Here is a 24,715-nt window from a genome sequence, read left to right as displayed (position 1 = left end):
TGCCGTATCCACATAAATCCCAATCCACAGCAGCCGCCCTATGTTTCCGGGCGTACCGCCACGCACAAACCGGATTATATTATCTAAAAAAGATAAAAAGCAAAGGGTTTTGAGCCTAAAAATTGGAATGATAACATATTATATACTATCTTTGCCCGACAATTTATGTATGGATTAACGCATGAACGAAACGCAACAATTAGTAAATGCCATCACGGAAGGCATACAGGAAAAGAAAGGAAAGAACATCGTCGTAGCCGACTTGACGAACATAGGCGACACCATCTGCCAATATTTCATCATCTGCCAAGGGAACTCTCCCTCACAAGTGCGGGCGATAGCGGAATCCATAGAGGAATCCGCGCGGCTCAAAGCGCACGCCAAACCTGTAGCCGTGGACGGATTGAGGAACGCCGAATGGGTGGCAATGGATTATACGGACATCATCGTACATGTCTTCCTGCCGCAAACACGAGAGTTTTACGACATCGAACACCTATGGGAAGACGCGCAACTGACCGCGCTTCCCGACATTGACTAAACTCATCCTAAAACATCATGAACGAAAAAGAGAACAAGAATAAGATGCCCCGGTTCAACATGAATTGGATATACGGCATAATCATCGTGATATTGGTATACCTCTTCTTCACGGGGACGGGAGGAAGTTCCACCAAAACGGTGGACTACACGACTTTCGAGACTTACGTCAAAAAGGGTTACGCCACCGGAATCATCGCCCAAAAAGACAAGGGCGTGTTGCAAATGGGAGTCAAAAAAGAGCACCGCGCTGACGTGTTCGGCACAAACGATGTCAAAGGCATCGGAGGCCTGCCCGTCATCAGCGTGGAATATGCCGATAACAAAGCATTACTCGATTTGGTACATGAAGCACAAAACACCGGTGCGTTCAAGGGCACGTTGAAATACGAGCAGAGCAGCGACTTCATGAGCAATATCTTCTGGAACTTTTTCCCCTTGCTCGTCATCATCGCCATTTGGGTATTCATCATGAGACGGATGAGCGGCGGAAGCCCGACGGGGAGAAGCGTATTCAGCGTAGGGAAAAGTAAAGCCAAGCTCATAGAGAAAGGCGAAGCCACGAGAGTGACTTTCAAGGACGTGGCCGGACAGGCCGGTGCCAAAATGGAAGTGGCGGAAATCGTGGAGTTCCTCAAGAACCCAAAGAAATTCACCGATTTGGGAGGCAAGATACCCAAAGGAGCTCTGTTGGTAGGCCCTCCGGGAACGGGTAAGACATTATTAGCCAAGGCCGTGGCCGGAGAAGCCAACGTACCGTTCTTTTCCCTCTCGGGTTCCGACTTCGTGGAAATGTTCGTTGGCGTAGGAGCCAGCCGCGTACGTGACTTGTTCCGTCAGGCCAAAGAAAAATCCCCGTGCATCATCTTCATCGACGAAATCGACGCCGTGGGACGGGCACGTGGAAAGAATCCTGCCATGGGAGGAAACGACGAACGGGAAAACACATTGAACCAGTTGTTGACCGAAATGGATGGTTTCGGCACCAATAGCGGCGTCATCATCCTGGCTGCCACCAACCGGGTGGACATTCTGGACAAAGCCTTGCTGCGTGCCGGACGTTTTGACCGTCAGATACACGTGGACCTGCCGGACCTGAATGAACGGAAAGCCGTATTCAAAGTCCATCTCCGTCCGGTGAAAACGGACAGCACGGTGGACATTGACTTGTTGGCCCGCCAAACACCGGGTTTCTCCGGTGCCGACATCGCCAACGTATGTAACGAAGCCGCCCTGATTGCAGCCCGGCATGGGAAAAAGGCCGTGAGCAAAGATGACTTCTTGAGTGCCGTGGACCGTATTATCGGAGGATTGGAAAAACAGACCAAAGTCATGACGGTGGAAGAAAAACAGACCATTGCCTTGCACGAAGCGGGACATGCCACCATTTCCTGGTTCCTGCAATACGCCAATCCGCTGATTAAAGTGACCATCGTGCCGCGCGGACGTGCACTTGGCGCAGCCTGGTATTTGCCAGAGGAACGACAGATTACGACCAAAGAGCAGATGCTCGACGAAATGTGCGCCACATTGGGCGGCCGGGCTGCCGAAGAATTATTCACGGGTCACATCTCTTCCGGTGCGTTGAACGACCTAGAGCGCGTGACCAAACAGGCTTACAGCATGATTGCTTATCTGGGTATGAGTGAGCGGCTGCCGAACCTCTGTTATTACAACAACGACGAATACAACTTTACGAAGCCTTATTCCGACCAGACCGCACAACTGATTGACGAGGAAGTGAAGCAGATGATTGCCGAACAATACGAACGTGCCAAGTCCTTGTTGCGCGAACATCAAGAGGGACATGCGGAACTGGCAAAAATACTGGTGGAGCGCGAAGTGATTTTCGCCGAAGACGTGGAGAAGATTTTCGGCAAACGTCCGTGGACTAGCCGCACGGAAGAATTGCTTAGCATGAACGAAGAACTCCCGGGAGACGAGATGGCTCAGGATGCTGACGAGCAAAAAGAGGAACAGCCTGCGACTGCCTCGGAGGAGCAACCGACGGATATGCTATCCGAACATCCTACGGAAACCACGGCACAAGCAGACGCTCACGAGGCTGAAAAACCGCAAGACGCACAAGCCCCTAAAGAAAAATGACCGATAAAATAAAGAATTTATGCCTCCGCACAGCCACCGGTATCGCTTTCGTAGCGGTACTGGTGGGCGGTATTTTATGGAGTAACGTCACGTTCACCCTGCTCTTTGCCGTGGTAACGGGCCTGAGCGTACGGGAGTTTTGCCAAGTGGTGAACCGGCGGGCCGACGTACAAACCAATGCAGTGATTTGTACGGTGGCCGGAATTTACCTCTTTTTGGCCGTTTCGGGCTTTTGCAGCAACCTTACCCCTTCCGGGGTATTCATCCCGTATCTGCTATCAGTGGTGTACCTGTTGGTCAGTGAACTTTACCTGAAAAGCGAACATGCACTGAACAATTGGGCCTATACCATGATGAGCCAGATGTACGTGGCCTTGCCGTTTGCATCGCTCAATATATTGGCTTACCAACCCGAAGCGTCTTACAGCATCGGTGTGGCCTATGCGGGCATGCTGCCGTTTTCCGTATTCGTATTCCTTTGGGCCAGTGACTCCGGAGCTTACTGTTTCGGTTCGCTTTTCGGTCGTCACAAACTGTTTCCGCGTATCTCTCCGAACAAATCGTGGGAAGGTTCCGTAGGCGGGGGATTGGTAGCCGTAGCCGCATCACAGATTTTTGCCTGCTTCGAACCGTCGCTCGGCAGATGGGAATGGTTGGGACTGTCACTTACAGTGGTAATATTCGGCACATGGGGCGACCTTGTGGAAAGCCTTTTGAAACGGCAGTTACGAATCAAGGACAGCGGCAATATCCTGCCAGGACACGGAGGGATGCTTGATCGTTTCGACAGCTCATTACTGGCCATTCCGGCTTCTGTCATCTACCTCTACACCCTTACTTTATTATAAATTAAAGAGAAAAAGGCAACCCGGCCATGATGGCCATACCTGATACAAGAAGCGGGAACCATTTGCTCGAAGCAACGGTTCCCGCCCTTTCATTATCCGTACAGGCCTGCCTTAACGGCAGCTATCAGAAGAGGCTATCCGTTCCACGCCACGCCCCAACAGACGGAGCATGAAACTTGCCGCCTTCGCGGGCGCACCGGTATCCCCTAACTTGACAGCCATCTCTTCATAGCCCTGCAACATGGCTGTGCGTCCGTTTCCGCCGGGCAGAATCCGAGAAAGTTCCTCCCGTATATTCCCCATGCTCATCCCGTCGGCCACCAACTCCTTGACCACCTCTCGCCCGGCTACCAGATTGACCAACGAAATATAACGGACTTTCAAAATATGCCGACGCAAGAAAGAGACCAGTTTTCCGCAAGCTGTATAATAACATACCACTTGGGGCACCCGGAAAAGTGCAGTCTCCAACGTAGCCGTCCCAGACGTGACCAAAGCAGCGCAGGCATGGTGCAATATACGATAGGTCTGTCCGTACAGGATTTTCACACGGCTGCCCCGTAACACTTTTCCATAAAATTCAGGGTCTATATTAGGAGCCGCCGCCAACACCAACTCATACTGTCCGGCATAAACGGAAGCAGCCTCTACCATCATGGGCAAGTTGTCTTTGATTTCCTGTTTACGGCTTCCGGCCAACAAAGCTAAGACAGGCTTGCCCTCCAATCCGTTATCTTCCGCAAAACGTTCAAAATCCCTTTCGTTTTCCTTTTTGTAAGCCTCCACTTCGTCCAACGTAGGATTACCCACATAATGAATAGGATAATGATGCTTACCCTCAAAGAAGTCCACCTCGAACGGAAGGATGGAAAAAAGCTCATCCACATCTCGTTTGATATTCTTGATACGATACTCCTTCCATGCCCATATCTTGGGAGAGATATAGTAATATACCGGTATGGGACTATGCGCATGCACGAATTCCGCCACAGACAAATTGAAACCGGGATAATCCACCAGAATCAACACATCGGGGTTCCACGCCAAAACGTCCCGTTTGCATGCCTTCATGTTGTGCAGTATCGTACGTAGATGGAGCAACACGGGAATAAACCCCATGTAGGCCAATTCTTTATAATGACGTACCAAACTCCCGCCCTGCGCCTTCATCAGGTCTCCTCCCAAAAAGCGGAAATCCGCTTCGGCATCCCGGGCTTTCAGTTCTTTCATCAGATGAGACGCATGCAAGTCCCCACTGGCCTCACCGACAATCAGATAATATTTCATAAAACCTCCAAGTCTTTGAGTCCGTCCATGGCCTGATAAGCCGTTACGTCCACCGTGACTGGAGTCACCGCCACATAGCCGTGTGCCAAAGCCCAAGCATCCGTATCCGTACGCTCCGGCTCCTTGTTGGTATACTCACCGGTAAGCCAAAAATACTTTCCGCCCCGAGGATGATCGGCCGCATACAACTCGTTGGACCACATCCCACGGGCCATCCTGCATACCTTCGTTCCACGGTACCCCTGTCCCGACGGTTGGGGAAAGTTTACATTCAGGCATACCCCTGCGGGCAATCCCGTTTTCAACACACGCGCCACAATGCCTCGCACGTATGGGACGGTAGGAGAAAAATCAGCGTCCGCATCGAAATCACACAAGGAAAAACCGACAGACGGGATGCCTTTCATACACCCCTCTAACACCACACCCATCGTCCCCGAATAATGCACGTTGACAGAAGAATTGTCCCCATGGTTGATACCACTGACCACCACGTCCGGTTTACGACCGGTTTCCATTTCAAGTGCCAGTTTCACACAATCTACCGGAGTCCCGCTACACGCACAGATTTTTATGCCCGGACGTACAGCCATGACGCGATAACGTAAAGGGTCGTGCGCCGTAATGGCACAGGCAGAACCGGAACGCGCCCCGTCCGGTGCCATAACAAGAATGTCTCCCAAAGGCGACAACATATCTATCAATTCGTTCAATCCTTTTGCCTGTACTCCATCATCATTCGAGAGTAGGATAAGCGGCCTCATGTCGTTCATTTTCACCTATATTTGTTTCTACAAAAGTACGAAAAAAGGTTTAAAAGCTCAGTGCTTTCACTGAAAAACATTATCTTTGCGGCATGATGTTCCATATAGTTATTAACAATACAGTCGAGTTTTCAACAATTTAACGTTTCTATCTGCATTCTCTAAAGCGCAGTAGTCAGGAATACGTTACTTTTGTGCAAACCAAATATTAGGATATGGGAAAGATTATTGCTTTAGCAAATCAGAAAGGAGGGGTCGGAAAGACCACGACTTCGATGAATCTGGCCGCCTCTTTAGCGACATTGGAAAAAAAGGTCTTGCTTGTCGATGCGGATCCTCAGGCCAATGCATCTTCCGGTTTGGGAGTAGACGTATCAGAAATAGACTGCTCTATCTATGAATGTATCATCGACCATGCAGATCCGCGCGATGCCATCTATACTACGGATATCGAGGGATTGGACATCATTCCTTCCCACATTGACTTGGTCGGTGCGGAAATAGAAATGCTGAACCTTCCCAACCGGGAAAAAGTGCTGACGGGCATCCTTTCCCCCATGAAGGGCGAATACGATTACATTTTGATAGATTGTTCCCCTTCATTAGGTCTCATCACCGTAAACGCATTGACGGCAGCCGATGCCGTAATCATCCCGGTCCAGTGTGAATATTTCGCATTGGAAGGTATCAGCAAACTTCTCAATACGATCAAGATTATCAAATCCAAGCTCAACCCGTCTTTGGAAATCGAAGGTTTCTTGCTGACCATGTATGACAGCCGCCTGCGTCTGGCCAACCAGATTTATGATGAAGTGAAAAAACATTTCCAGGAACTGGTCTTCAAAACCGTCATCCAACGGAACGTCAAACTCAGCGAAGCCCCGAGCCACGGTCTCCCGGTCATCCTTTACGATACGGATTCCACAGGTTCCAAGAACCATTTGGCCTTGGCGAAAGAAATTATTGAAAAAGACAAATAACAGAAAAAAGAATGGCTGTACACAAGAAATACCCTGCTTTAGGACGAGGATTGGACGCTCTGATTTCCACCAAGGAAGTCCACACGGACGGTTCCTCTACCATTAATGAAATCGAACTGGACAAGATATCTCCGAATCCCAACCAACCGAGAAGGGATTTTGACCCTGAAAGTCTGCGCGAACTGGCCGCCTCCATTGCGGAAATAGGTATCGTACAACCTATCACACTCCGCAAAATGGAGGATGACACGTTTCAGATCATCGCCGGAGAACGGCGTTGGAGAGCTTCCAAACAAGCCGGCTTGCACACCATCCCGGCATACATACGTACGGCAGATGACGAAAATGTCATGGAAATGGCCTTGATAGAGAACATCCAACGCGAAGACCTGAATTCGGTGGAGATAGCACTGGCCTACCAACATCTTATCGAACAGTACAGCTTGACACAAGAAAAATTGAGTGAACGCATCGGCAAGAACCGCTCTACCATCACGAATTATTTGCGTCTGCTCCGTTTGCCCGCCCCTATTCAGATGGCTTTGCAAAACAAAGACATCGACATGGGACACGCACGCGCTTTACTCGCCTTGGACAACCCTACGCTGCAAATTAAATTATTCCAACAAATCATCCAGGAGAACCTTTCCGTCCGGAAGGTGGAAGAAATGGTCAAGGCACTCACGGAAGGCGAAAGCGTAAAAAGCGGAGGCAAAAAGATCATACCGAAAGGAGCACGCTTGCCAGAGGAATACAACGTATTGAAACAAAGTCTATCTAAATTCTTTCAAGCCAAAGTACAACTTACTTGTTCGGATAAAGGTAAGGGGAAGATTAGCATTCCGTTTGCGAACGAAGAGGAATTGGAACGTATTATCGAACTGTTTGACCGTTTAAAAAGTTGAAGTGTATTAAACTCTTATATCATCATTCACTCATCCTGCTCGGCATCTTGTTCATGCACGGTGGGGTGTCTTCAGTTTGGGGGCAAGCACCTCTGACAGCAGACAGCAGGCCTGCCGTACACGACTCTGCGTCCACCGCAGTTTCCCTGCTCACCGACACGTTGGCCGTTACGGCCAAAGACAGCATCCCACCCGTTATCACCGAAACGTCCCCCACGCCCGGTGACAGTTTGCCGTCCGCAGGAACGTTGACGGACACCACCGCAACCGCATTGGATTCCACTGCCGTCGGCCTGAAAAGCGATTCATTGCTCCGCCACACGCCCCCTTTTATGGAAAAGCGTTTCATTCCCAATCCACAGCGTGCACTGTGGTTATCCCTGATTATTCCGGGAGCCGGCCAGATTTACAACCGCAAACTGTGGAAGATTCCTATTGTCTATGGAGGCTTTTTAGGATGTCTTTATGCCCTGACATGGAACAACCAAATGTATGGCGACTATTCACAAGCCTATCTGGATATCATGGATGATGACCCCAACACGAAGAGCTACGAGAACATGCTCCCGTTGAATTACAGCATTGCAGGCCGGGAAGAGCAATACAAAGAAATATTCAAGAACAAAAAGAACTATTACCGCAAGTACCGGGACATGAGCATCTTCGCCATGATAGCCGTGTACCTGTTGTCGGTAGTAGACGCATACGTGGACGCGGAACTCTCGTCTTTCGACATTTCCAAAGATTTGGGTTTACGCATCGAACCGACCGTCTTTAATTTTGGCGGACGAGGACGAGAGGCTTCAGTCGGCGTCCAATGTAATTTAAACTTTTAAACCATGATGAAAAAAATCGGATTATTCTGTATAGCAGCTTTATTGGCTACGGGGATGAAAGCACAAAACGACATCACCGTACACGACGACCAAACGGGAAAAGACGAAGTAATCGGCCTCCCGGAAGGTATGACCTACGAAATAGACAGCCTGTTGCAAGAATGGAACACCAAGAACTACCTGGGATTGGATGAGAAATGCGAAAGTTCGGACGAGAATCCGCAATACAGCAAGGAGGAATACATCTCGCGCCTCAACCGCCTGCCCAATGTCATAGAAATGCCCTACAACGAAGTGGTACGGAAATTCATCGACCAATATTGTACACGGCTGAGACGCTCCGTATCCTACATGTTGGCAGCCAATAACTTTTACGTACCTATATTCGAGGAGGCATTGGAAAGTTACCAATTACCCCTCGAACTGAAATACCTGCCGGTCATCGAATCCGCCCTCAACCCCGGAGCCACCTCACGGGTCGGTGCAGCCGGATTGTGGCAATTCATGATTTCTACCGGTAAAGTATATGGCCTCGATGTCAATAGTCTGATAGACGAACGTCGTGACCCCATCAAGTCCTCGTATGCCGCCGCACATTACCTGCAAGACCTCTATCAGATTTTCGGCGACTGGACTTTGGTCATTGCGGCTTACAACTGCGGGCCGGCTAATGTGAACAAAGCCATCCGACGCGCAGGAGGAAGCAGGGATTATTGGCAAATCTATCCTTATCTTCCGCAGGAAACAAGAGGTTACGTTCCGGCTTTCATTGCCGCCAATTACGTCATGAACTATTATTGCGAACATAATATATGCCCGATGACCACCACGTTACCGCCTAGCACGGACACCATCATCGTTGACCGTGACGTGCATTTCGACCAAATCGTAGCCGTATGCAACGTCAAGGCGGAAGAAGTCAAAGCCCTTAATCCGCAATATCGTACGGGCCTTATTCCGGGTGCCAAGAAAAGTTGCATTCTCCGCCTGCCCACTCACGGTATCAGCGCGTTCATTGCGGCCGGAGATTCCGTTTACACTTATAAGTCGGATGAACTGTTTACCAACCGTAGCGAGGTGGAAGTAAGCCAATCTGCAAAAAAATCATCCGCTACACGTTCACGCAGCGGCAAGAACAGCCGCAGCAAATCGAGAACCCACACCATACGCTCGGGAGAGACTCTCTCGACGATTGCGAAACGTTACGGAACGACCGTATCCAAACTCAAACGCCTCAACGGCATAAAAGGTACAAGCATACGGGCCGGGAAAACACTGAGGGTCAGATAAAACAGCTGCAAAAGAGAAAAGGAGGTAATTATGGATGACTTAGCCAAAAAGCAATTTGAGGAGGATAAAATGGTAAACGATGCCTTTCAGCATCTGATAGACACTTATTTGGCATCGCGCCACCGCAAAAAGGTGGAAATCATTACCAAGGCTTTTAATTTTGCCAAACAAGCCCATAAAGGAGTGCGCCGCCTTTCCGGCGAACCTTACATCATGCATCCGTTGGCCGTAGCCCAAATCGTATGCGGCGAAATCGGCTTGGGTTCTACCTCCATCTGCGCCGCCTTGCTCCACGACGTAGTAGAAGACACAGACTACACCGTGGAAGATCTCTCCAACATCTTCGGTCCTAAAATCGCCCAAATCGTAGACGGGCTTACAAAAATATCGGGAGGCATCTTCGGCGACAAGGCATCTGCCCAAGCCGAGTCTTTCAAGAAACTGTTGCTGACCATGAGCGACGACATCCGGGTAATCCTCATCAAGATTTCCGACCGGTTGCATAACATGCGTACGTTAGGCTCACAGCCTCCCAACAAACAATATAAGATAGCCGGGGAAACCCTTTATATCTATGCGCCGTTGGCCAACCGCCTCGGACTGAACAAAATCAAGGAAGAACTGGAAGACCTGAGTTTCCGGTACGAACATCCTGAGGAATACCAACAGATTATTGACAAACTCGCACAGACCCGCGCCCATCGTGAAACCCTCTTTGAAGATTTCACGCGCCCCATCCGCGAGGCATTGGACAAGATGGGACTTACCTATACCATCAAGGCACGCATCAAGACACCTTATTCCATCTGGTGCAAAATGCAAAACAAGCATATCGAGTTTGAAGAAGTCTACGACATTCTGGCCGTAAGAATCATCTTCGAACCCCAAAGGGCTGAGGACGAAATCAGCGAATGCTTCCGCATCTACGTGTGTGCCAGCCGTATATACAAGCCGCACCCCGAACGGTTGCGCGATTGGTTGACTCATCCGAAAGCCAATGGCTACCAAGCTCTGCATGTCACGCTCATGAGCAAGACGGGCCAATGGATAGAAGTGCAAATCCGCTCCACAAGAATGGACGAGATGGCAGAGCTAGGATTTGCCGCCCATTGGAAATATAAAGAAGGCAGCAAAACGACAGCAGACAGCGAAGACGAACTGGAAAAATGGCTCCACACCATCAAAGAAATCCTGGACGACCCACAGCCGAACGCCTTGGACTTCCTCGATGCCATCAAGTTGAACCTCTACGCCTCGGAAATCTTCGTAGTTACGCCCAAAGGGGAGTTCAAGACGATGCCGGCTGACTGCACGGCACTCGATTTCGCATTCAGTATCCACACGTTTCTCGGCAGCCATTGTATCGGTGCGAAGGTGAACCATAAATTAGTACCGCTCAGCCATAAATTACAAAGTGGCGACCAAGTGGAAATCCTGACCTCGAAAACCCAACGGGTACAGAAGGAATGGATTAATTTTGCCACCACGGCCAAGGCCAAAGGCAAAATCCAGGCCATCTTGCGCCGCGAAGAACGCGAACAGCAGAAGCAAGGAGAAGAAATGCTCAACGAATTTTTCGAAAAAGCAGAGATTGAACCCAACAGCATGAACGTGGACAAACTATGTGACTTGCACCACATCAAGTTCCGCGAAGAACTCTTTCAGGCCATAGGCACCAGAAATATCGTGTTGGGCACGGCCGACCTGAACGTACTTCATGAGAAATCAGGGAACAAGGGCAACAGTTGGACACATTTCATCCCTTTCCTGAAGAAGAAGTCTCCTTCTTCAAAAACAAAAGAGAAACCAACCCCGGAACAACCGGTCTCAATAGACCGGAAGAAAACAGTGATCCTGAACGAAGAAAACATCCAGAATTTCATCATTGCGGAATGCTGCCACCCCATCCCGGGAGATGACGTGTTGGGATATATCGACAGCGACAAGCACATTTACATCCACAAACGCCAATGCCCCGTGGCCGCCAAACTCAAAACTAGCGACGGCAACCATATTCTTGCGGCCACATGGGACGTACATAAAACGCTGTTCTTCCCCGCCACCATCAAAGTCAGCGGCATCGACAATATCGGTATCCTGCATGAAATGACCGGTGTTCTGTCCAACCAACTTAACATCAATATCTACAAATTGACCGTCACGACAAAGGATGGCATATTCGATTGCGAAATACAATTAGGGGTACACGACGTGGAAGATGTCAAAACCATCTGCAACAAACTGAAAAACATGACCGGTGTTGAAGAAGCGACAAGAATAGACTGAGGCATCCCCTCCATATACCATAGAAAGGAATCAGACCAAACCGTCTAATTCCTTTTTTATTTGCATCAACTCTTCCCGGATGCTCCGCAAGCGGGCGACAATCTCCGCATCGCGTTCCGCACCATCCTTATTATTCTTCAACGCCTTGCGAGCCGCAGCCAACTTCATGCCCTTGTCCTTGACCAAATGGCGGACAAGCCTCAGCTGATCAATGTCTTCCTGGGAATATTGACGTACGTTACGCCCTGCCTTTTTGGGAGTTATCGAGGGAAATTCTTTCTCCCAATAGCGTAGCAAAGTCTCGGACAAGCCCAACATTTCCGCCACTTCCCCTATGGAATAATAAAGTTTCAACTCCTTATTCGGATTCAGTGCCATAATTCAATTCTTTTTCCGTTCGTTTCCAGTCATTTCCTTGCAAAAGTAGGCAAAACGGCCTATCTTTGCAAAACTTTTTGGAAAATAGTAACGCATAAAATAAAAATCAAATGACTGCAAACGAAATCCGCGACTCGTTCGTCAAGTTCTTCGAGTCTAAGGGGCATCTTATTGTCCCGTCTGCGCCGATGGTCATCAAAGACGACCCGACGCTGATGTTTACCAATGCGGGCATGAACCAGTTCAAAGACATCATCCTGGGCAACCGTCCCGCCACAAGCAAACGTTGCACCGATTCGCAGAAATGCCTTCGTGTCAGCGGCAAACACAATGATTTGGAAGAAGTAGGCCATGACACTTACCACCATACCATGTTCGAAATGCTCGGCAACTGGAGCTTCGGCGACTACTTCAAGAAAGAAGCCATCGAATGGGCATGGGAATATCTGGTAGACGTGTTGAAAATTGACAAGTCCAACTTGTATGCCACCGTCTTTGAAGGTTCACCTGAAGAAGGACTGGAACGCGACAACGAAGCGGCCTCTTATTGGGAGAAGTTCCTTCCGGCCGACCACATCATCAACGGCAACAAGCACGACAACTTTTGGGAAATGGGTGCCACGGGTCCCTGCGGTCCCTGTTCCGAAATCCATATCGACCTGCGTCCGGAGGAAGAAAAAGCGAAAGTTCCCGGTCGCGAACTGGTGAACAAGGACAACCCGTTGGTCATCGAAATATGGAACCTCGTGTTCATGCAATACAACCGTAAGGCCGACCAAAGCCTAGAGCCCCTTCCGGCCAAAGTCATCGACACGGGTATGGGGTTCGAACGTTTGTGCGCCGTGATGCAAGGCAAACGTTCCAATTACGACACAGACGTGTTCCAACCCATTATCCGGGTAATCGGTGATTTATCGGATTGCCGGTACGGTGAAGACCCGAAGAAGGACGTGGCCATGCGCGTAGTGGCCGACCACTTGCGCACCATAGCTTTCTCCATTGCCGATGGCCAGTTGCCGGGCAATGCCAAAGCCGGCTACGTCATCCGCCGTATCCTGCGCCGCGCCGTACGCTATGCCTACACGTTCTTAGGGCAAAAAGAAGCTTTCATGTACAAGCTCCTGCCCGTGCTCGTGCAGGAAATGGGAAAATCCTACCCGGAATTGGAAGCCCAAAAGGTGCTCATCTCCAAAGTGATGAAAGAGGAAGAAGACTCCTTCTTGCGCACTTTGGAAACCGGTATCCGCCTGCTCGACCGTGTGATGGCCGAAACGCGCGCATCAGGGAAGACCGTCATAGACGGCGTGGAAGCATTCACGCTGTTCGACACCTACGGTTTCCCACTCGACCTGACGGAACTCATCTGCCGTGAGAACGGCATGACCGTGGACGAAGAAACGTTCCATGCGGAAATGCAGAAGCAGAAAGAACGCGCACGCAACGCCGCCACCGTGGAAACGGGAGACTGGGTCGTAGTGAGGGAAGGAGAAACCGAGTTCAAAGGTTGGGACTACACGGAACACGAATGCCACATCCTCCGCTACCGCAAGGTGACACAAAAGAAACAGACGTTCTATCAAATCGTACTCGACTATACACCGTTCTATGCCGAAATGGGCGGACAGGTGGGCGACCGTGGTGTACTTTGTTCGGAACACGAAACCATAGAAATCGTTGACACCAAACGGGAAAACAACCTCCCGGTACATATTGCCAAGACTTTGCCCGAACACCCCGAAGCCGACTTCATGGCCTGCGTAGATACTGATTTGCGCGCTGCGAGCGAAGCCAACCACACTTGTACGCACTTGCTCGACCAGGCCCTGCGCACGGTGTTGGGCGAACATGTGGAACAGAAAGGTTCATTGGTCACCCCGGAATACTTGCGCTTCGACTTCTCCCACTTCCAGAAAGTGACCGACGAACAACTGCGCGAAGTGGAACGCATCGTCAATGCCAAAATCCGCGAAGACCTGCCCCTGCAAGACCATCGCGACATGCCGATAGAAAAGGCCAAGGAACTGGGCGCCATCGCGCTCTTCGGTGAGAAATACGGCGACCGGGTGCGCGTCGTGCAATTCGGCGACAGCGTGGAATTCTGTGGCGGTTGCCATGCCAAATCCACCGGCCGCATCGGCATGGTGAAAATCCTGAGCGAGAGTTCGGTAGCTGCCGGCATCCGCCGCATCGAGGCCATCACAGGCGAAAAAGTGGAAAACATGCTTTATACCCTGCAAGACCTGACTAACGAATTGAGAACCTTGTTCAACAATGCCCCGGACGTGAAAGCAGCCATCCTCAAATCCATTGAGGAAAACGCAACCCTGAAGAAGCAGATTGAAGAAAGCATGAAAGAAAAGGCCGCACAGGCCAAGGCACGTATCGTCTCGCAGGCCGCTATCGTAAACGGTGTTACGCTATACCGCAGCATTCTCCCCATGCCTGCCGATCTCGTGAAAGACATGGCCTTCCAACTTCGGAACGGTGCGGAAGACGCATTGGTCATCATCGGCAGCCTGCACGAAGGCAAGCCCATGCTGACGGCTGCGGCTTCAGACAATATGGTAAAGGCACACGGCATGAACGTGGGCAAAATCGTCCGCGAAGCAGCCAAGCTCATTCAGGGCGGTGGCGGCGGACAGCCCCACTTCGCCACAGCCGGCGGCAAGAATGCCGACGGGCTGAGCGCGGCCGTAGACAAGTTCGTCGAACTGGCGGCATTATAAACCGCACCACACCCCGGCATCGAATAGCAAGTGGGGAGGAGCATGGCTCTTCCCCACTTTTTTACTCTTGTATCCCGACTTATGAAGAAGCTATGAATATTCAAGACATTCCATTCTTTCTCGCCTTCCCGAAAGGATTTTCATAAAATCCTATCATACAACGCAATACAAATCTCTTCATATCCTTGTATCAATCTGCGGAGAATAAAAAACCAACATGAGGAGAACGAAAAATCAATCTCAGCCAACTGATTTTCCGTTCTCCTCATGTTGAAAAACGCCACGGATATCCCCATCAGGAATCCGTACAAAAGTATTTTATCCTTTCTCGCTTTCCATTTGATCCGGCGGCCAGTTCACCAAATACAAAGTTTCCGTGGCCCGGGTAAAGGCCGTGTATAGCCAACGGACATAATCGGGCGTAAGCATGTCTTCCGTCATATAGCCCTGATCCACGAAGACCCGTTGCCACTGTCCGCCCTGTGCCTTATGGCAAGTCACGGCATAGGCATATTTCACCTGCAAGGCATTGAAATAGGGATCGGTTTTCAACTTTTTCAACCGTTCACGCCTCACCGTAATGTCCATATAATCCGCTTCTACGGCAAAGAATAGGGCATCGGACTGTTTTTTCGTCAAGGCCGGCGCTTCGCTCTGTAACGTGTCCAACAATACCGTTGCCTCCAGTTCCACATCATCATAATCGGGAAAGCGCAACCACACGTCGGCAAAGCGAAACCCGTACATTTCACGTGTACGCCGCACTTTCCGCACGACCGCCACGTCACCATTGGCCAAGAAATCGAAGGGACAGTCCTTCTGTCCCGCAGTCCAGAAATAATTGTTCTTGGCCACTAATAACTGGTCGCCTCCCGTAAGTTCTTCTTCCCGCCCTAAGATGCGCCCCCTTATGCCGTTGTTATAAATGTTGGCTCGTTTGTTCGACCGCGTCACCACGATGGCCTGGTCCAGTCCGCACCGGCTGTAAGCTTCTTCCAAAGCTTCTATCAATTCATCTCCGGGTACGCGACGGATATCGGGAAAACCCAGGATGCGCACTTGGGGCAATCCGGTGTACTCATCCGCTGTAATCCAATGTCTCAGGCGTGTGGCATTCCACAATATGCCGCTCTCGTCATGCTGCCGGACCACTTGCGTCAGTTCTCCTTCCCATACATGCAAGCCATATCCTTCCAATGCGCGTCGCGAGAGGGCCGGACTGAGTTCCTCCCCCACGGGAGGCAACTGTGCCGTGTCGCCCACCAACATCAAACGGCATCCCTCGCCCGAATAAACGAACTGTATCAAGTCGTCCAACAAGCAACCGGAACCGAAATGCCCCACTCCGCCGGTACTCCCCGAAATCATGGAAGCCTCGTCCACAATAAATAAGGTATGTTTCTGCAGGTTGACATTCTGTAAGAAATTGTCCGTCTCATTGGAAAAAGTCTTCTGACGGTATATGCGCTTATGAATGGTAAAGGCCGGATGCCCCGCATGCAGGGCGAAGACTTTGGCCGCCCGCCCCGTAGGTGCCATCAGGACGGTTTTCTGCTTCAAATCGTCCAAGGCCCTGACCAACGCGCTCAATACGGAAGTCTTGCCCGTACCGGCATATCCGCGCCACAAACAAAGCCCGTCCTTGTCCCCCGACAAAAGGAAATCTGCCGTCATGGCTATCATCTCCCGTTGCCCGTTTGTAACTTCAAAGGGACATTTTCCCTCTATAAACCGCTCTAAATCCTTATTTATCATAAAACCGAGATAAAAAGTTCGCCGAAAAGTCGAATATTAAATTTATTTATCTTACTTTTGCGATGCGAATGTAACAAATAAAAATTATAAATGTATCATGAAAAAAGCAATTAATGTCATCCTGGGCTTATGCGCAGTGGTTTTGCTTTATCTCTGCTACGAGAGCATCATGCAACCCATCCAGTTCAACAAGGAGAAGGACATACGGGAAGCAGCAGTTAAGGCACGTTTGATTCAAATCAAAGATGCGGAAGAACAGTACCGCCAACAACATCAAGGTGAGTTCTGCGACACGCTCGACGTGCTGATCAACTTCATTAAAACGGCACAAATCCCCCACGTGACCAAGGTGGGAGAACTGAGTGACAAACAAATGGAAAGCGGGCTGACCGAATCCAAGGCTGCAGCCATTGTAAACAGCGGAGACGCTGCCGCCATCGCAGCCAACGGTTTGCAGAATTTCCGTCGCGACACGACATGGACTCCCATGGCCGAAGCCATTGTGGGTACAAACGGTAACGCAGATTCACTCAAATTCATCCCGTATAGTGACGGACAGACTTTTGAATTGGAGAAAACCATCCACGTAGGCCGCTCCGGTGTGACTCAAAATGTGATGGAATGCCGTGCTCCTTATTCTGCTTACCTGAAAGGCCTGAGCGAACGCGAGATTTACAACCTGACAGATGCGGCTGAGAAACAAGGCCGTTATGCCGGACTGAAAATTGGTGACCTCATGACCCCGAACAACAATGCAGGAAACTGGGAATAATCAAAGTCAAACTTATAATCTGTCCATCCGCCTGCACGCGGATGGATTTTCTTTTTATAGCTACAACCCGGCAACGACGGAACCGGTAGCTATAGAAGACTATATTTATCATGAAGAAGAAAGCGTCGCGGAAACCCTGAAAAAGGCCATCGGGCAATCTGCCATAGTCCAAAAAAGGAATAACTCCGTGGTTTATGGCTTAGTGACAGGACTCTCCATGCAAGTGCCTTTAGAATGTTTCCGGAAAGAGGAAGCCCATGCGCTCTATCGCCTGACATATGCTCAGGAAAAAACGGGCAAAACCTATTATAATATCCTGCCCCATCTGGAAATAGCCCAGATATTTACAGTAGACCTTGAAGTGGAACGCATACTCAGCCAATATTTTCCGAGCATACGTTTTTATCACAGCCATACCATGATATTGGAAAAGCTGTGGCTTTTGTCCCAACAGGACAAACGGCAATTATACGCTTATTTCGACGAAAAAGAAGTTTTCGTATTCGGCTATCGGGAACAACGGTTATGCTATGCCAATGCCTTTCCGGCCGACATGGCAGACAATGCGGTCTATTTTATCCTTTCCGTATGGAAAGACCTGAAAATGGATGTACGTCAGGAGGAATGCATACTATTGGGCAACGGCAATATAAAGAATGACACGGCACGGATCCTTACCCGATACTTGCAGAACGTCAGAAACACGGATACGGCCGATATTTACCGCCGTTCCACGTTGGCACGGAATCAGCAGCTCCCGTTCGACCTGTTGGCCTTATGGGTTCATGTGATATAATATAAATCATCGTTATGAGAGTCATCACCGGTATATACAAGGGCAGGCATTTCGATGTCCCCCGCAGTTTCAAGGCACGTCCCACGACGGATTTTGCCAAGGAAAACTTGTTCAACGTACTCAACGGCTATCTGGATTTCGAAGAAGAGCCGGAGGCGTTAGACCTTTTTGCCGGCACCGGCAGCATTACCATAGAACTGCTTTCAAGAGGGTGCGGAAAGGTGGTTTCCGTGGAGCGTGATGCCCAACATTTCCGCTTCATCAGCCAGATTATCGACACGCTGAAAGCCCCCAACTGCCACCTTTTGCGTGCCGACGTATTCCGTTATTTAGACCGGTGCAATGAACAGTTCGACTTTATCTTTGCCGACCCTCCCTATGCCCTGAAGGAATTGGAAGAACTTCCCGACCTCGTGTTCCGGCACAACCTGCTGAAACCCGACGGCCTGTTCGTGTTGGAACATGGCAAGACCAATGACTTCAGCACACATCCTTCTTTCAAAGAACACCGTGCATACGGGAGCGTGAACTTTTCCTTCTTCAAAGCAAAGGAGACAGCAAGCGAATAGAGGATTCGGCTACACGGCACCAAATGGAACGTGTCTCCCACGTCTCCAAGTTCAACATCCTGCAATGGCTCTGGTCTTCCTGAAACACTTTTTTCATGTGCAATGCCGCCTCTTTGTCGTACACGAAAGCGTTTACCTCGAAATTGCGCTCAAAACTTCTGAAATCTATGTTGGTAGAGCCACAGGACATCAACGTATCGTCACACACCAACGTCTTGGAGTGCAGGAAACCTTTCTGATAAAGGTACACCCTCACTCCGGCACGCATCACGTCGTGAAGAAACGAACGCGAAGCCCACGTCAGGAACCGCTTGTCCGTGCGCTCCGGTATCATCAAACGCACGTCCACTCCCGCCAGGGCTGCCGTTTGCAACGCAAACAACATACGTTCCGTAGGCATGAAATAAGGACTTTGCAAGTAACAATACTGACGTGCACGCAGGAGCGCCAGAATCATTCCCTGCATGATATCCGGCCACGGTGCCGTAGGTATGGAGGTCACAATCTGTATCAAGGCATTCCGGCTCACGTAGGGTTCACGGTCGCAGGCCATGATCTTACGGCACTCCTCTTCCCGAGGATAATAGACTTGGTCTGTAATCGTCTGCCCGGCCGCCACATACCAGTCTGAAAGGAAGGCACGTTGCAAACCGCCTACGGCATTCCCCATGATGCGCACATGCGTATCGCGCCATACAGGTTGGCTTCTATCCACCTGATAAAAATAACGCTCAGCCAGATTCATGCCGCCCACATAACCGATAATGCCGTCGATGACCACAATCTTCCGATGATTCCGGAAGTCCACCTTACTGGTGAATTTCGGGAAACGTACCGGAAGGAAAGGCGCCACCTGTATGCCATCCGTTTCCATCTGCTTGAAAAAGCGGTTCTTCACATTCCAACATCCCACGTCGTCGTACACCAAACGCACGCTCACTCCTTCGCGGGCCTTGGCTGCCAAAGCCTCGCGCACCAGTTGTCCCACCTTGTCATCTTCTATGATATAAAACTCCACATGAATGTGATGCCGCGCCGCAGCTATGTCACGTAACAAGTTATCAAGCATTTCCTCTCCCGAGATAAAGAAACGCATTTTATTGTCAGGATAGGGAAACGAACCGCTTTGCCGACGGAACAGCTTAATCAAAGGCTTATGCTCTGCCGGAAGTTCCGGAAAACCTCCCTGATAGAAACGCACGGCCGAACGACGTGCAAGCTGGCTAGCACACGCCCGGCTTACAAAATGTTCCCGCTTACGATTCCTACCGAAAAAAAAATAAATAACTAATCCGATGACAGGTAAGGAAAACAACACCATCAGCCATGCCACAGTCTTCACCGGCTGACGGTTTTCCAAAATCACCACCAGCATCTGGCTCAAAACTATAAACAAGTAAAAAGCACCAAGTACACTATAAATTACCACATCGAACACGTCTCAATCCGGTTTCTTTATAACAAACATACAAAAAAGTATTGAAATCCGGCCAAGAAGCGGAAGAAAAAGCAACACAACTCCACCAAAACATAAAAATAGTGGTCCAAAGTCCCGGAAAACGGAACTTTGGACCACCGTAATCAATGAATTTGGACACCCGCTTAAAAACGTGGACCTCCGAAGCCGCCACGCCCCCTCCGGGGACCTCCTCCATGGCCTCTTCCTTCAGGCTCTTCACCTATAACATTACGCCCTCCCAACAAATTGAGCTTATAAATGAAATGGACCATGACGTAACTGTTAATGGAATTGTTCCAAGAGTCCGTACGCTGCGTAGCGGAGACCGAACGCCAAATGTTACTCCGTTCGCGCAAAATATCATACCACTTCACTGCGACCGTGGCAGCATTCCCTTTCAAGAAACTCTGCGAAAGTTCCGCATTCCAAATCAATTCATTAGTATTCATCGTCGCATCATCATATCCTCGACGACTGCTTTGGTCTATGTTGGACGAGAAACTCATGTTCCACGGCATATTCACCTGCACGTTTCCCCCATAAGAAAAGTTATACGTATCCAGATTCGCATTCTCCTGCAAATCGTTCCGGGCATGCTGGTAGTTGATGTTGCCATTCACTCCTATCTCAAGTAGGTCATTACGGAAATTAAACCTGACCCGTTCCCCAATATTGGAATTCTTCGTGGTACTCTTTTGACTGAGGTTTACGATTTGGTCGGATGTAACATCTTGACTTACATCCGAGTCTGAACTTATATAACCTACATCATTCGCATAATAGAAAGAGGTAAAAGTGAAAAAGTTGAAATACTTCTTTTCCCCGATTGCCGTATTGAACATCAGCCCCGTCCAAGTATTCCAATTACCGTCGATATTCATAGGCATGGTGGTACGCCGTCCCGAAGCCTCATCATAAAGCACGGCCGTGCTGATGCTGTTTTTCGTCATGTTCATGTTCATATGCACCATCCACCCGCGTTGCAAATCGGGGATGTAATTGTTGTAAAACAGTTCCATGCGGTTATTCCACGAAGGTTTCAACCCAGGATTACCTTTCGACACGTTCAACGGGTCTGAATCGTCAGTCACATCCAACAAGTTCGTCATTGAAGGTTGCGAGGAACGCCCGTTATAACGGAAACGCAACTGTCCGGTTTCAGAGAACTTATAACGGAAATCTATACGCGGCGCCCAATTGTGCACATTGCGTACCACAGAAGTATCAAGACTCCCCTTGGTATAATCCATATAAGTTTTCTGCGGCTGCACAGACACACCCGCACTGAAACGTATCTTGTCTTTCCCATAACGGAACATCACCGTAGCCTCCTGGTTATGCTCCTTGTAAGTGGCATACTGGCTGTTTTGGTAATTGCGAGCCAATTCCAACCAATCCACACCCGGAATATACTCCAAAGGGAATGCCTCGAGCTGTTCCTGTGTAATGACACCTTTGGACACCAAGCTATCCAAAGAATACATCGAACGGTCGGAATCCGAATAACGGTACTGGTAGCGGTAGCTGAACTGCAAATGCGCGCCCTCAAACAACGGTTCGCTATAGCTCAAATCCGCACTCCCGTTATAACTTTTCGAAGGGTTCGCATTATATTGGTGCATGTAAGATTTTTCGTTGTTCCCATCAGGCTTGCGCCGGAGGAAATAATTCACTTCCGATATGCTGAACGACTTGTTTTCCGAATCGGAAAGCCCTCCCCTCATACGCAAAGTAAGGTTGCGTCCTTTGCTGTTCAGGCGACGGTTCACCATTAGCATTCCGTCCACGGAATAGCTTTTCCCGTCACTGTGGTTCCAACGCCTGTTATCATTCACCACGATACTGTCTGCCACATAATCACGGTATTGCGAAAGCGGATCGGACATGCCCCATGCGTACGGGTCATCATTGAACGTCACGCTACTGCTCTGCCCGTTGCTGTAATTTTCCGAATAAGAGAAATTGGGACGGAACATGATGCGCGTCATCGTATCCGGCGACCATTCAAGCCGGAAGTTAGAATTCACATTCGTGTTACCCGACCGTGTCCGGCCAGAATTATTGGAAAAAGAACTGTTCGCCCCTGCGGAAAGGAATGTTTCGGAATTGGTAATGGAAAGTTGGTCCGTGTTACGATGGTAATAACGTGCATTCCCCCCCACCCTCAGGCGGCCTGCCTCATTTTCTTTCTTTCCGTTCTCCCATACGAAGTCGATTCCCGCCTCTTTCATGGCCTCCCGTCCGTTTTGGTTCAAGTTGTTGGCTCCCCCGAGCCCAGTCACGCGGAGCTTGTCTGTGAAATGGTTCACCATGAAACGTCCTGTATATCGCTTTTCCGTACCATATCCCCCGTCCACATTAGAAATCCATCCTTTTTTCATTTCCGGTTTCACGGAAAGGTCGATAACCGTCTCTTCCTCCCCGTCCTCGATACCAGTCATCCGCGTATAGTCGCTCTTGCGGTCGTAAGACTTTATCTTTTCAATCATATTGGTCGGCAAGTTTTTCATCGCCACCCGGGTGTCGTTGTCAAAAAATTCCTTGCCGTCAATCATGATTTTCTTCACCTCCTTACCGTTGATGGTAATCGTCCCGTCTTCCGCGACCTCAGCACCGGGCAATTTCTTCACCAACTCTTCCAAAGCCGAGCCTTCGGGCACTCGATAAGCACCGGCATTGTAAACGAAAGTATCCGCCTTCATTTCCACCTGTGCCTGACGAGCTGTCACTTCGATCGCATCCAGTACAGCCGCATTAGTCTCCAAAAGGATGGTGCCCATTGCCATCGAAGGTTTTGAAGCCGCCACCTGTACATCTTTATAATAAGGCTTAAACCCCACCGAAGTAATTCTGAATATGTATTTCCCTGGTTTCACGCTTTTGATGGAAAACTTACCGTCCAATCCGGAACTGGCCCCCGCAACCAATGTACTATCTACGGGTTTAAGCAACACCACTGATGCTGAAAAAGCCGGCTCATTAGTGTCTTCCTCTATCACTGTTCCACTCACCGTCACACTCTTACCGGCAGTTTTCTTTTGTTCTCCAACCGCCGCATCCTGCGCCCATAAGCACAAGCTCCACATACATAGCACAAAAGCTAGCACGTTTCTTTTTTTCATGTTTATCCAGATCTTAAAATTAATTTTTAAACGCCATTCGGTAGTATGACGAACAACCCACCTATCGGTTTAATCCAACGGGTGCTTTTTAACAAAAAAAAATGTATTTATCACCTAACCACCTGCAAAATTAAATAATCCACAAGAAATAAAAGGCAAAATGGAACATTATCTTCCAAAAAACCTATCTTTGCAATCGAATTATCATGAACATGCGCTATGCAAAAGCAGAAAATCATTATTTCACAAAATCTGAGGGAGAGTTTGGAACAGGCCATAACCCACCAACCTCATGACAAGTTATTTGTCCTGACGGATGAAACCACATATAAAAAGTGTTGGCCGGTTATCTCCGGTTTCCCGTCCATGCAACAGTCTGAACACATCGTCATCGGTGCCACAGACGAACACAAAAGCATAGAGACCCTCATTTCAGTATGGACCGAATTAAGTCAAAAAGGCGGCACACGCCATTCCCTGTTGGTCAATTTAGGCGGGGGAATGGTGACCGACCTTGGAGGGTTTGCAGCCTCCACTTTTAAAAGAGGTATCCCGTACATCAACATCCCTACGACTTTGCTAGCCATGGTGGATGCAGCTGTAGGCGGAAAAACAGGCATTAACTTCAACGGTTTGAAAAACGAAATAGGAGCTTTCGCACCCGCCGCAAGCGTATTGTTGGATACAGAGTTCCTGAAAACACTGGACTACAAGAACATCTGTTCCGGATATGCGGAAATGCTGAAACACGGCCTTATCAGCACAGAAAAGCATTGGGCAGAATTGGTCTCATTCGACTTGGACGACATCGACTATCTCCAACTACAAGAGATGGTTGCCCAAAGCGTAGCCATCAAGGAAAATGTCGTGGCACAGGATCCGTATGAACAGGGTATCCGCAAGGCCCTGAACTTAGGGCATACAGCCGGACATGCACTCGAAAGCCTGGCCTTGGCAGAAGAGCGTACCGTACTGCACGGTTACGCAGTGGCCTGGGGATTGGTATGCGAACTTTACCTGAGTTGCCTGCGAGAGGATTTTCCAAAAGACAAGCTACGCCAGACTACAGAGTTCATCAAAAGGTACTACGGTGTGTTCCCTTTCGACTGCAAGGCGTACGAAACGCTATACCAATTCATGACCCACGACAAAAAAAACACGTCGGGAGAGGTCAACTTCACACTATTGGGCGGCATAGGAGATATCCGTATCAACCGTACAGCCGGAAAGGACGAAATCTTCAACATGTTGGACTTCTACCGTGAAATCATGGGTTGCTGACACATTTTTAATTTT

At 49.4% G+C, this 24,715-nt stretch carries 19 protein-coding genes; 13 read left to right on the top strand and 6 right to left on the bottom strand.

All coding sequences use genetic code 11. The features are described from left to right. Positions 1-181 precede the first annotated feature (181 nt). The 3 genes from rsfS to AC5RDV_RS00480 are packed head-to-tail and all read left to right on the top strand — an operon-like array spanning position 182 to position 3,494. Positions 182-541 carry a ribosome silencing factor gene (rsfS, locus tag AC5RDV_RS00490; protein ID WP_008629788.1) on the top strand — a complete coding sequence of 120 codons (360 nt, stop codon included), beginning with the start codon at positions 182-184 and terminating at the stop codon, positions 539-541. 17 nt (positions 542-558) lie between these two features. After that, a complete protein-coding gene (ftsH, locus tag AC5RDV_RS00485) occupies positions 559-2,646 on the top strand; it encodes an ATP-dependent zinc metalloprotease FtsH (protein WP_282747546.1) in 2,088 nt (695 codons plus the stop codon). Then, positions 2,643-3,494: a phosphatidate cytidylyltransferase gene (locus AC5RDV_RS00480; RefSeq protein WP_008629784.1), complete on the top strand. Its 852-nt coding sequence runs from the start codon at positions 2,643-2,645 to the stop codon at positions 3,492-3,494. Before ftsH ends, AC5RDV_RS00480 begins: the two co-directional genes overlap by 4 nt. Before the next feature lie 111 nt (positions 3,495-3,605). On the opposite strand, the gene lpxB is transcribed toward AC5RDV_RS00480, so the two are convergent. Continuing rightward, a complete protein-coding gene (gene lpxB / locus AC5RDV_RS00475; protein WP_282747549.1) occupies positions 3,606-4,781 on the bottom strand; it encodes a lipid-A-disaccharide synthase in 1,176 nt (391 codons plus the stop codon). Next, the gene (surE, locus tag AC5RDV_RS00470) at positions 4,778-5,554 is read right to left on the bottom strand and encodes a 5'/3'-nucleotidase SurE (protein ID WP_282747551.1); all 777 of its coding nucleotides are present in this window, start codon (positions 5,552-5,554) and stop codon (positions 4,778-4,780) included. The genes lpxB and surE overlap by 4 nt, the downstream gene beginning before the upstream one ends. 206 nt (positions 5,555-5,760) lie before the next feature. On the opposite strand from surE, the gene AC5RDV_RS00465 reads away from it, so the two are divergent. Genes AC5RDV_RS00465 through AC5RDV_RS00445 form a run of 5 tightly spaced genes read left to right on the top strand, consistent with a single transcriptional unit; the run spans position 5,761 to position 11,842 of the window. Beyond that, positions 5,761-6,525 carry a ParA family protein gene (locus tag AC5RDV_RS00465; protein WP_008629779.1) on the top strand — a complete coding sequence of 255 codons (765 nt, stop codon included), beginning with the start codon at positions 5,761-5,763 and terminating at the stop codon, positions 6,523-6,525. Between the two features lie 11 nt (positions 6,526-6,536). Next, positions 6,537-7,430, top strand: coding sequence for a ParB/RepB/Spo0J family partition protein (locus AC5RDV_RS00460; RefSeq protein ID WP_008629776.1), 894 nt, complete (start codon positions 6,537-6,539; stop codon positions 7,428-7,430). Then, positions 7,427-8,266 (top strand): DUF5683 domain-containing protein, encoded by an 840-nt coding sequence (locus AC5RDV_RS00455; protein ID WP_282747554.1) that lies wholly within the window; start codon positions 7,427-7,429, stop codon positions 8,264-8,266. Before AC5RDV_RS00460 ends, AC5RDV_RS00455 begins: the two co-directional genes overlap by 4 nt. A 3-nt stretch (positions 8,267-8,269) precedes the next feature. Continuing rightward, positions 8,270-9,556, top strand: coding sequence for a lytic transglycosylase domain-containing protein (locus AC5RDV_RS00450; protein ID WP_008629770.1), 1,287 nt, complete (start codon positions 8,270-8,272; stop codon positions 9,554-9,556). Positions 9,557-9,586: 30 nt separating this feature from the next. Beyond that, positions 9,587-11,842, top strand: coding sequence for a RelA/SpoT family protein (locus AC5RDV_RS00445; protein ID WP_282747557.1), 2,256 nt, complete (start codon positions 9,587-9,589; stop codon positions 11,840-11,842). Between the two features lie 30 nt (positions 11,843-11,872). Here AC5RDV_RS00445 and AC5RDV_RS00440 read toward each other — a convergent pair whose 3' ends face one another. Then, a complete protein-coding gene (locus AC5RDV_RS00440; RefSeq protein WP_008629767.1) occupies positions 11,873-12,220 on the bottom strand; it encodes a MerR family transcriptional regulator in 348 nt (115 codons plus the stop codon). A gap of 110 nt (positions 12,221-12,330) precedes the next feature. Between AC5RDV_RS00440 and alaS the strand changes: the two genes are divergently transcribed. Next, positions 12,331-14,946: an alanine--tRNA ligase gene (gene alaS / locus AC5RDV_RS00435; RefSeq protein WP_282747559.1), complete on the top strand. Its 2,616-nt coding sequence runs from the start codon at positions 12,331-12,333 to the stop codon at positions 14,944-14,946. A 318-nt stretch (positions 14,947-15,264) separates the two neighbouring features. On the opposite strand, the gene AC5RDV_RS00430 is transcribed toward alaS, so the two are convergent. Next, positions 15,265-16,701: an ATP-dependent DNA helicase gene (locus AC5RDV_RS00430; RefSeq protein WP_282747560.1), complete on the bottom strand. Its 1,437-nt coding sequence runs from the start codon at positions 16,699-16,701 to the stop codon at positions 15,265-15,267. Between the two features lie 97 nt (positions 16,702-16,798). On the opposite strand from AC5RDV_RS00430, the gene AC5RDV_RS00425 reads away from it, so the two are divergent. Genes AC5RDV_RS00425 through AC5RDV_RS00415 form a run of 3 tightly spaced genes read left to right on the top strand, consistent with a single transcriptional unit; the run spans position 16,799 to position 18,838 of the window. Further along, positions 16,799-17,473 (top strand): hypothetical protein, encoded by a 675-nt coding sequence (locus AC5RDV_RS00425; protein ID WP_008629761.1) that lies wholly within the window; start codon positions 16,799-16,801, stop codon positions 17,471-17,473. Then, a complete protein-coding gene (locus AC5RDV_RS00420) occupies positions 17,454-18,269 on the top strand; it encodes a DUF3822 family protein (RefSeq protein WP_008629760.1) in 816 nt (271 codons plus the stop codon). Before AC5RDV_RS00425 ends, AC5RDV_RS00420 begins: the two co-directional genes overlap by 20 nt. Positions 18,270-18,283: 14 nt before the next feature. Then, complete coding sequence (locus AC5RDV_RS00415) at positions 18,284-18,838, top strand: RsmD family RNA methyltransferase (RefSeq protein WP_008629758.1); 555 nt, start codon at positions 18,284-18,286, stop codon at positions 18,836-18,838. On the opposite strand, the gene cls is transcribed toward AC5RDV_RS00415, so the two are convergent. Further along, a complete protein-coding gene (gene cls / locus AC5RDV_RS00410) occupies positions 18,810-20,276 on the bottom strand; it encodes a cardiolipin synthase (protein WP_008629756.1) in 1,467 nt (488 codons plus the stop codon). The two genes, AC5RDV_RS00415 and cls, sit on opposite strands and share 29 nt — an antisense overlap. A 164-nt stretch (positions 20,277-20,440) precedes the next feature. Continuing rightward, positions 20,441-23,419: a TonB-dependent receptor gene (locus tag AC5RDV_RS00405; protein ID WP_282747564.1), complete on the bottom strand. Its 2,979-nt coding sequence runs from the start codon at positions 23,417-23,419 to the stop codon at positions 20,441-20,443. Between the two features lie 219 nt (positions 23,420-23,638). On the opposite strand from AC5RDV_RS00405, the gene aroB reads away from it, so the two are divergent. After that, positions 23,639-24,700 carry a 3-dehydroquinate synthase gene (gene aroB / locus AC5RDV_RS00400; protein WP_282747566.1) on the top strand — a complete coding sequence of 354 codons (1,062 nt, stop codon included), beginning with the start codon at positions 23,639-23,641 and terminating at the stop codon, positions 24,698-24,700. Positions 24,701-24,715: the final 15 nt, after the last annotated feature.

Source organism: Paraprevotella sp. (assembly GCF_986071375.1).
The sequence above is the reverse complement of the archived record's forward strand: the minus strand, read 5'-3'. Positions and strand labels throughout refer to the sequence as shown.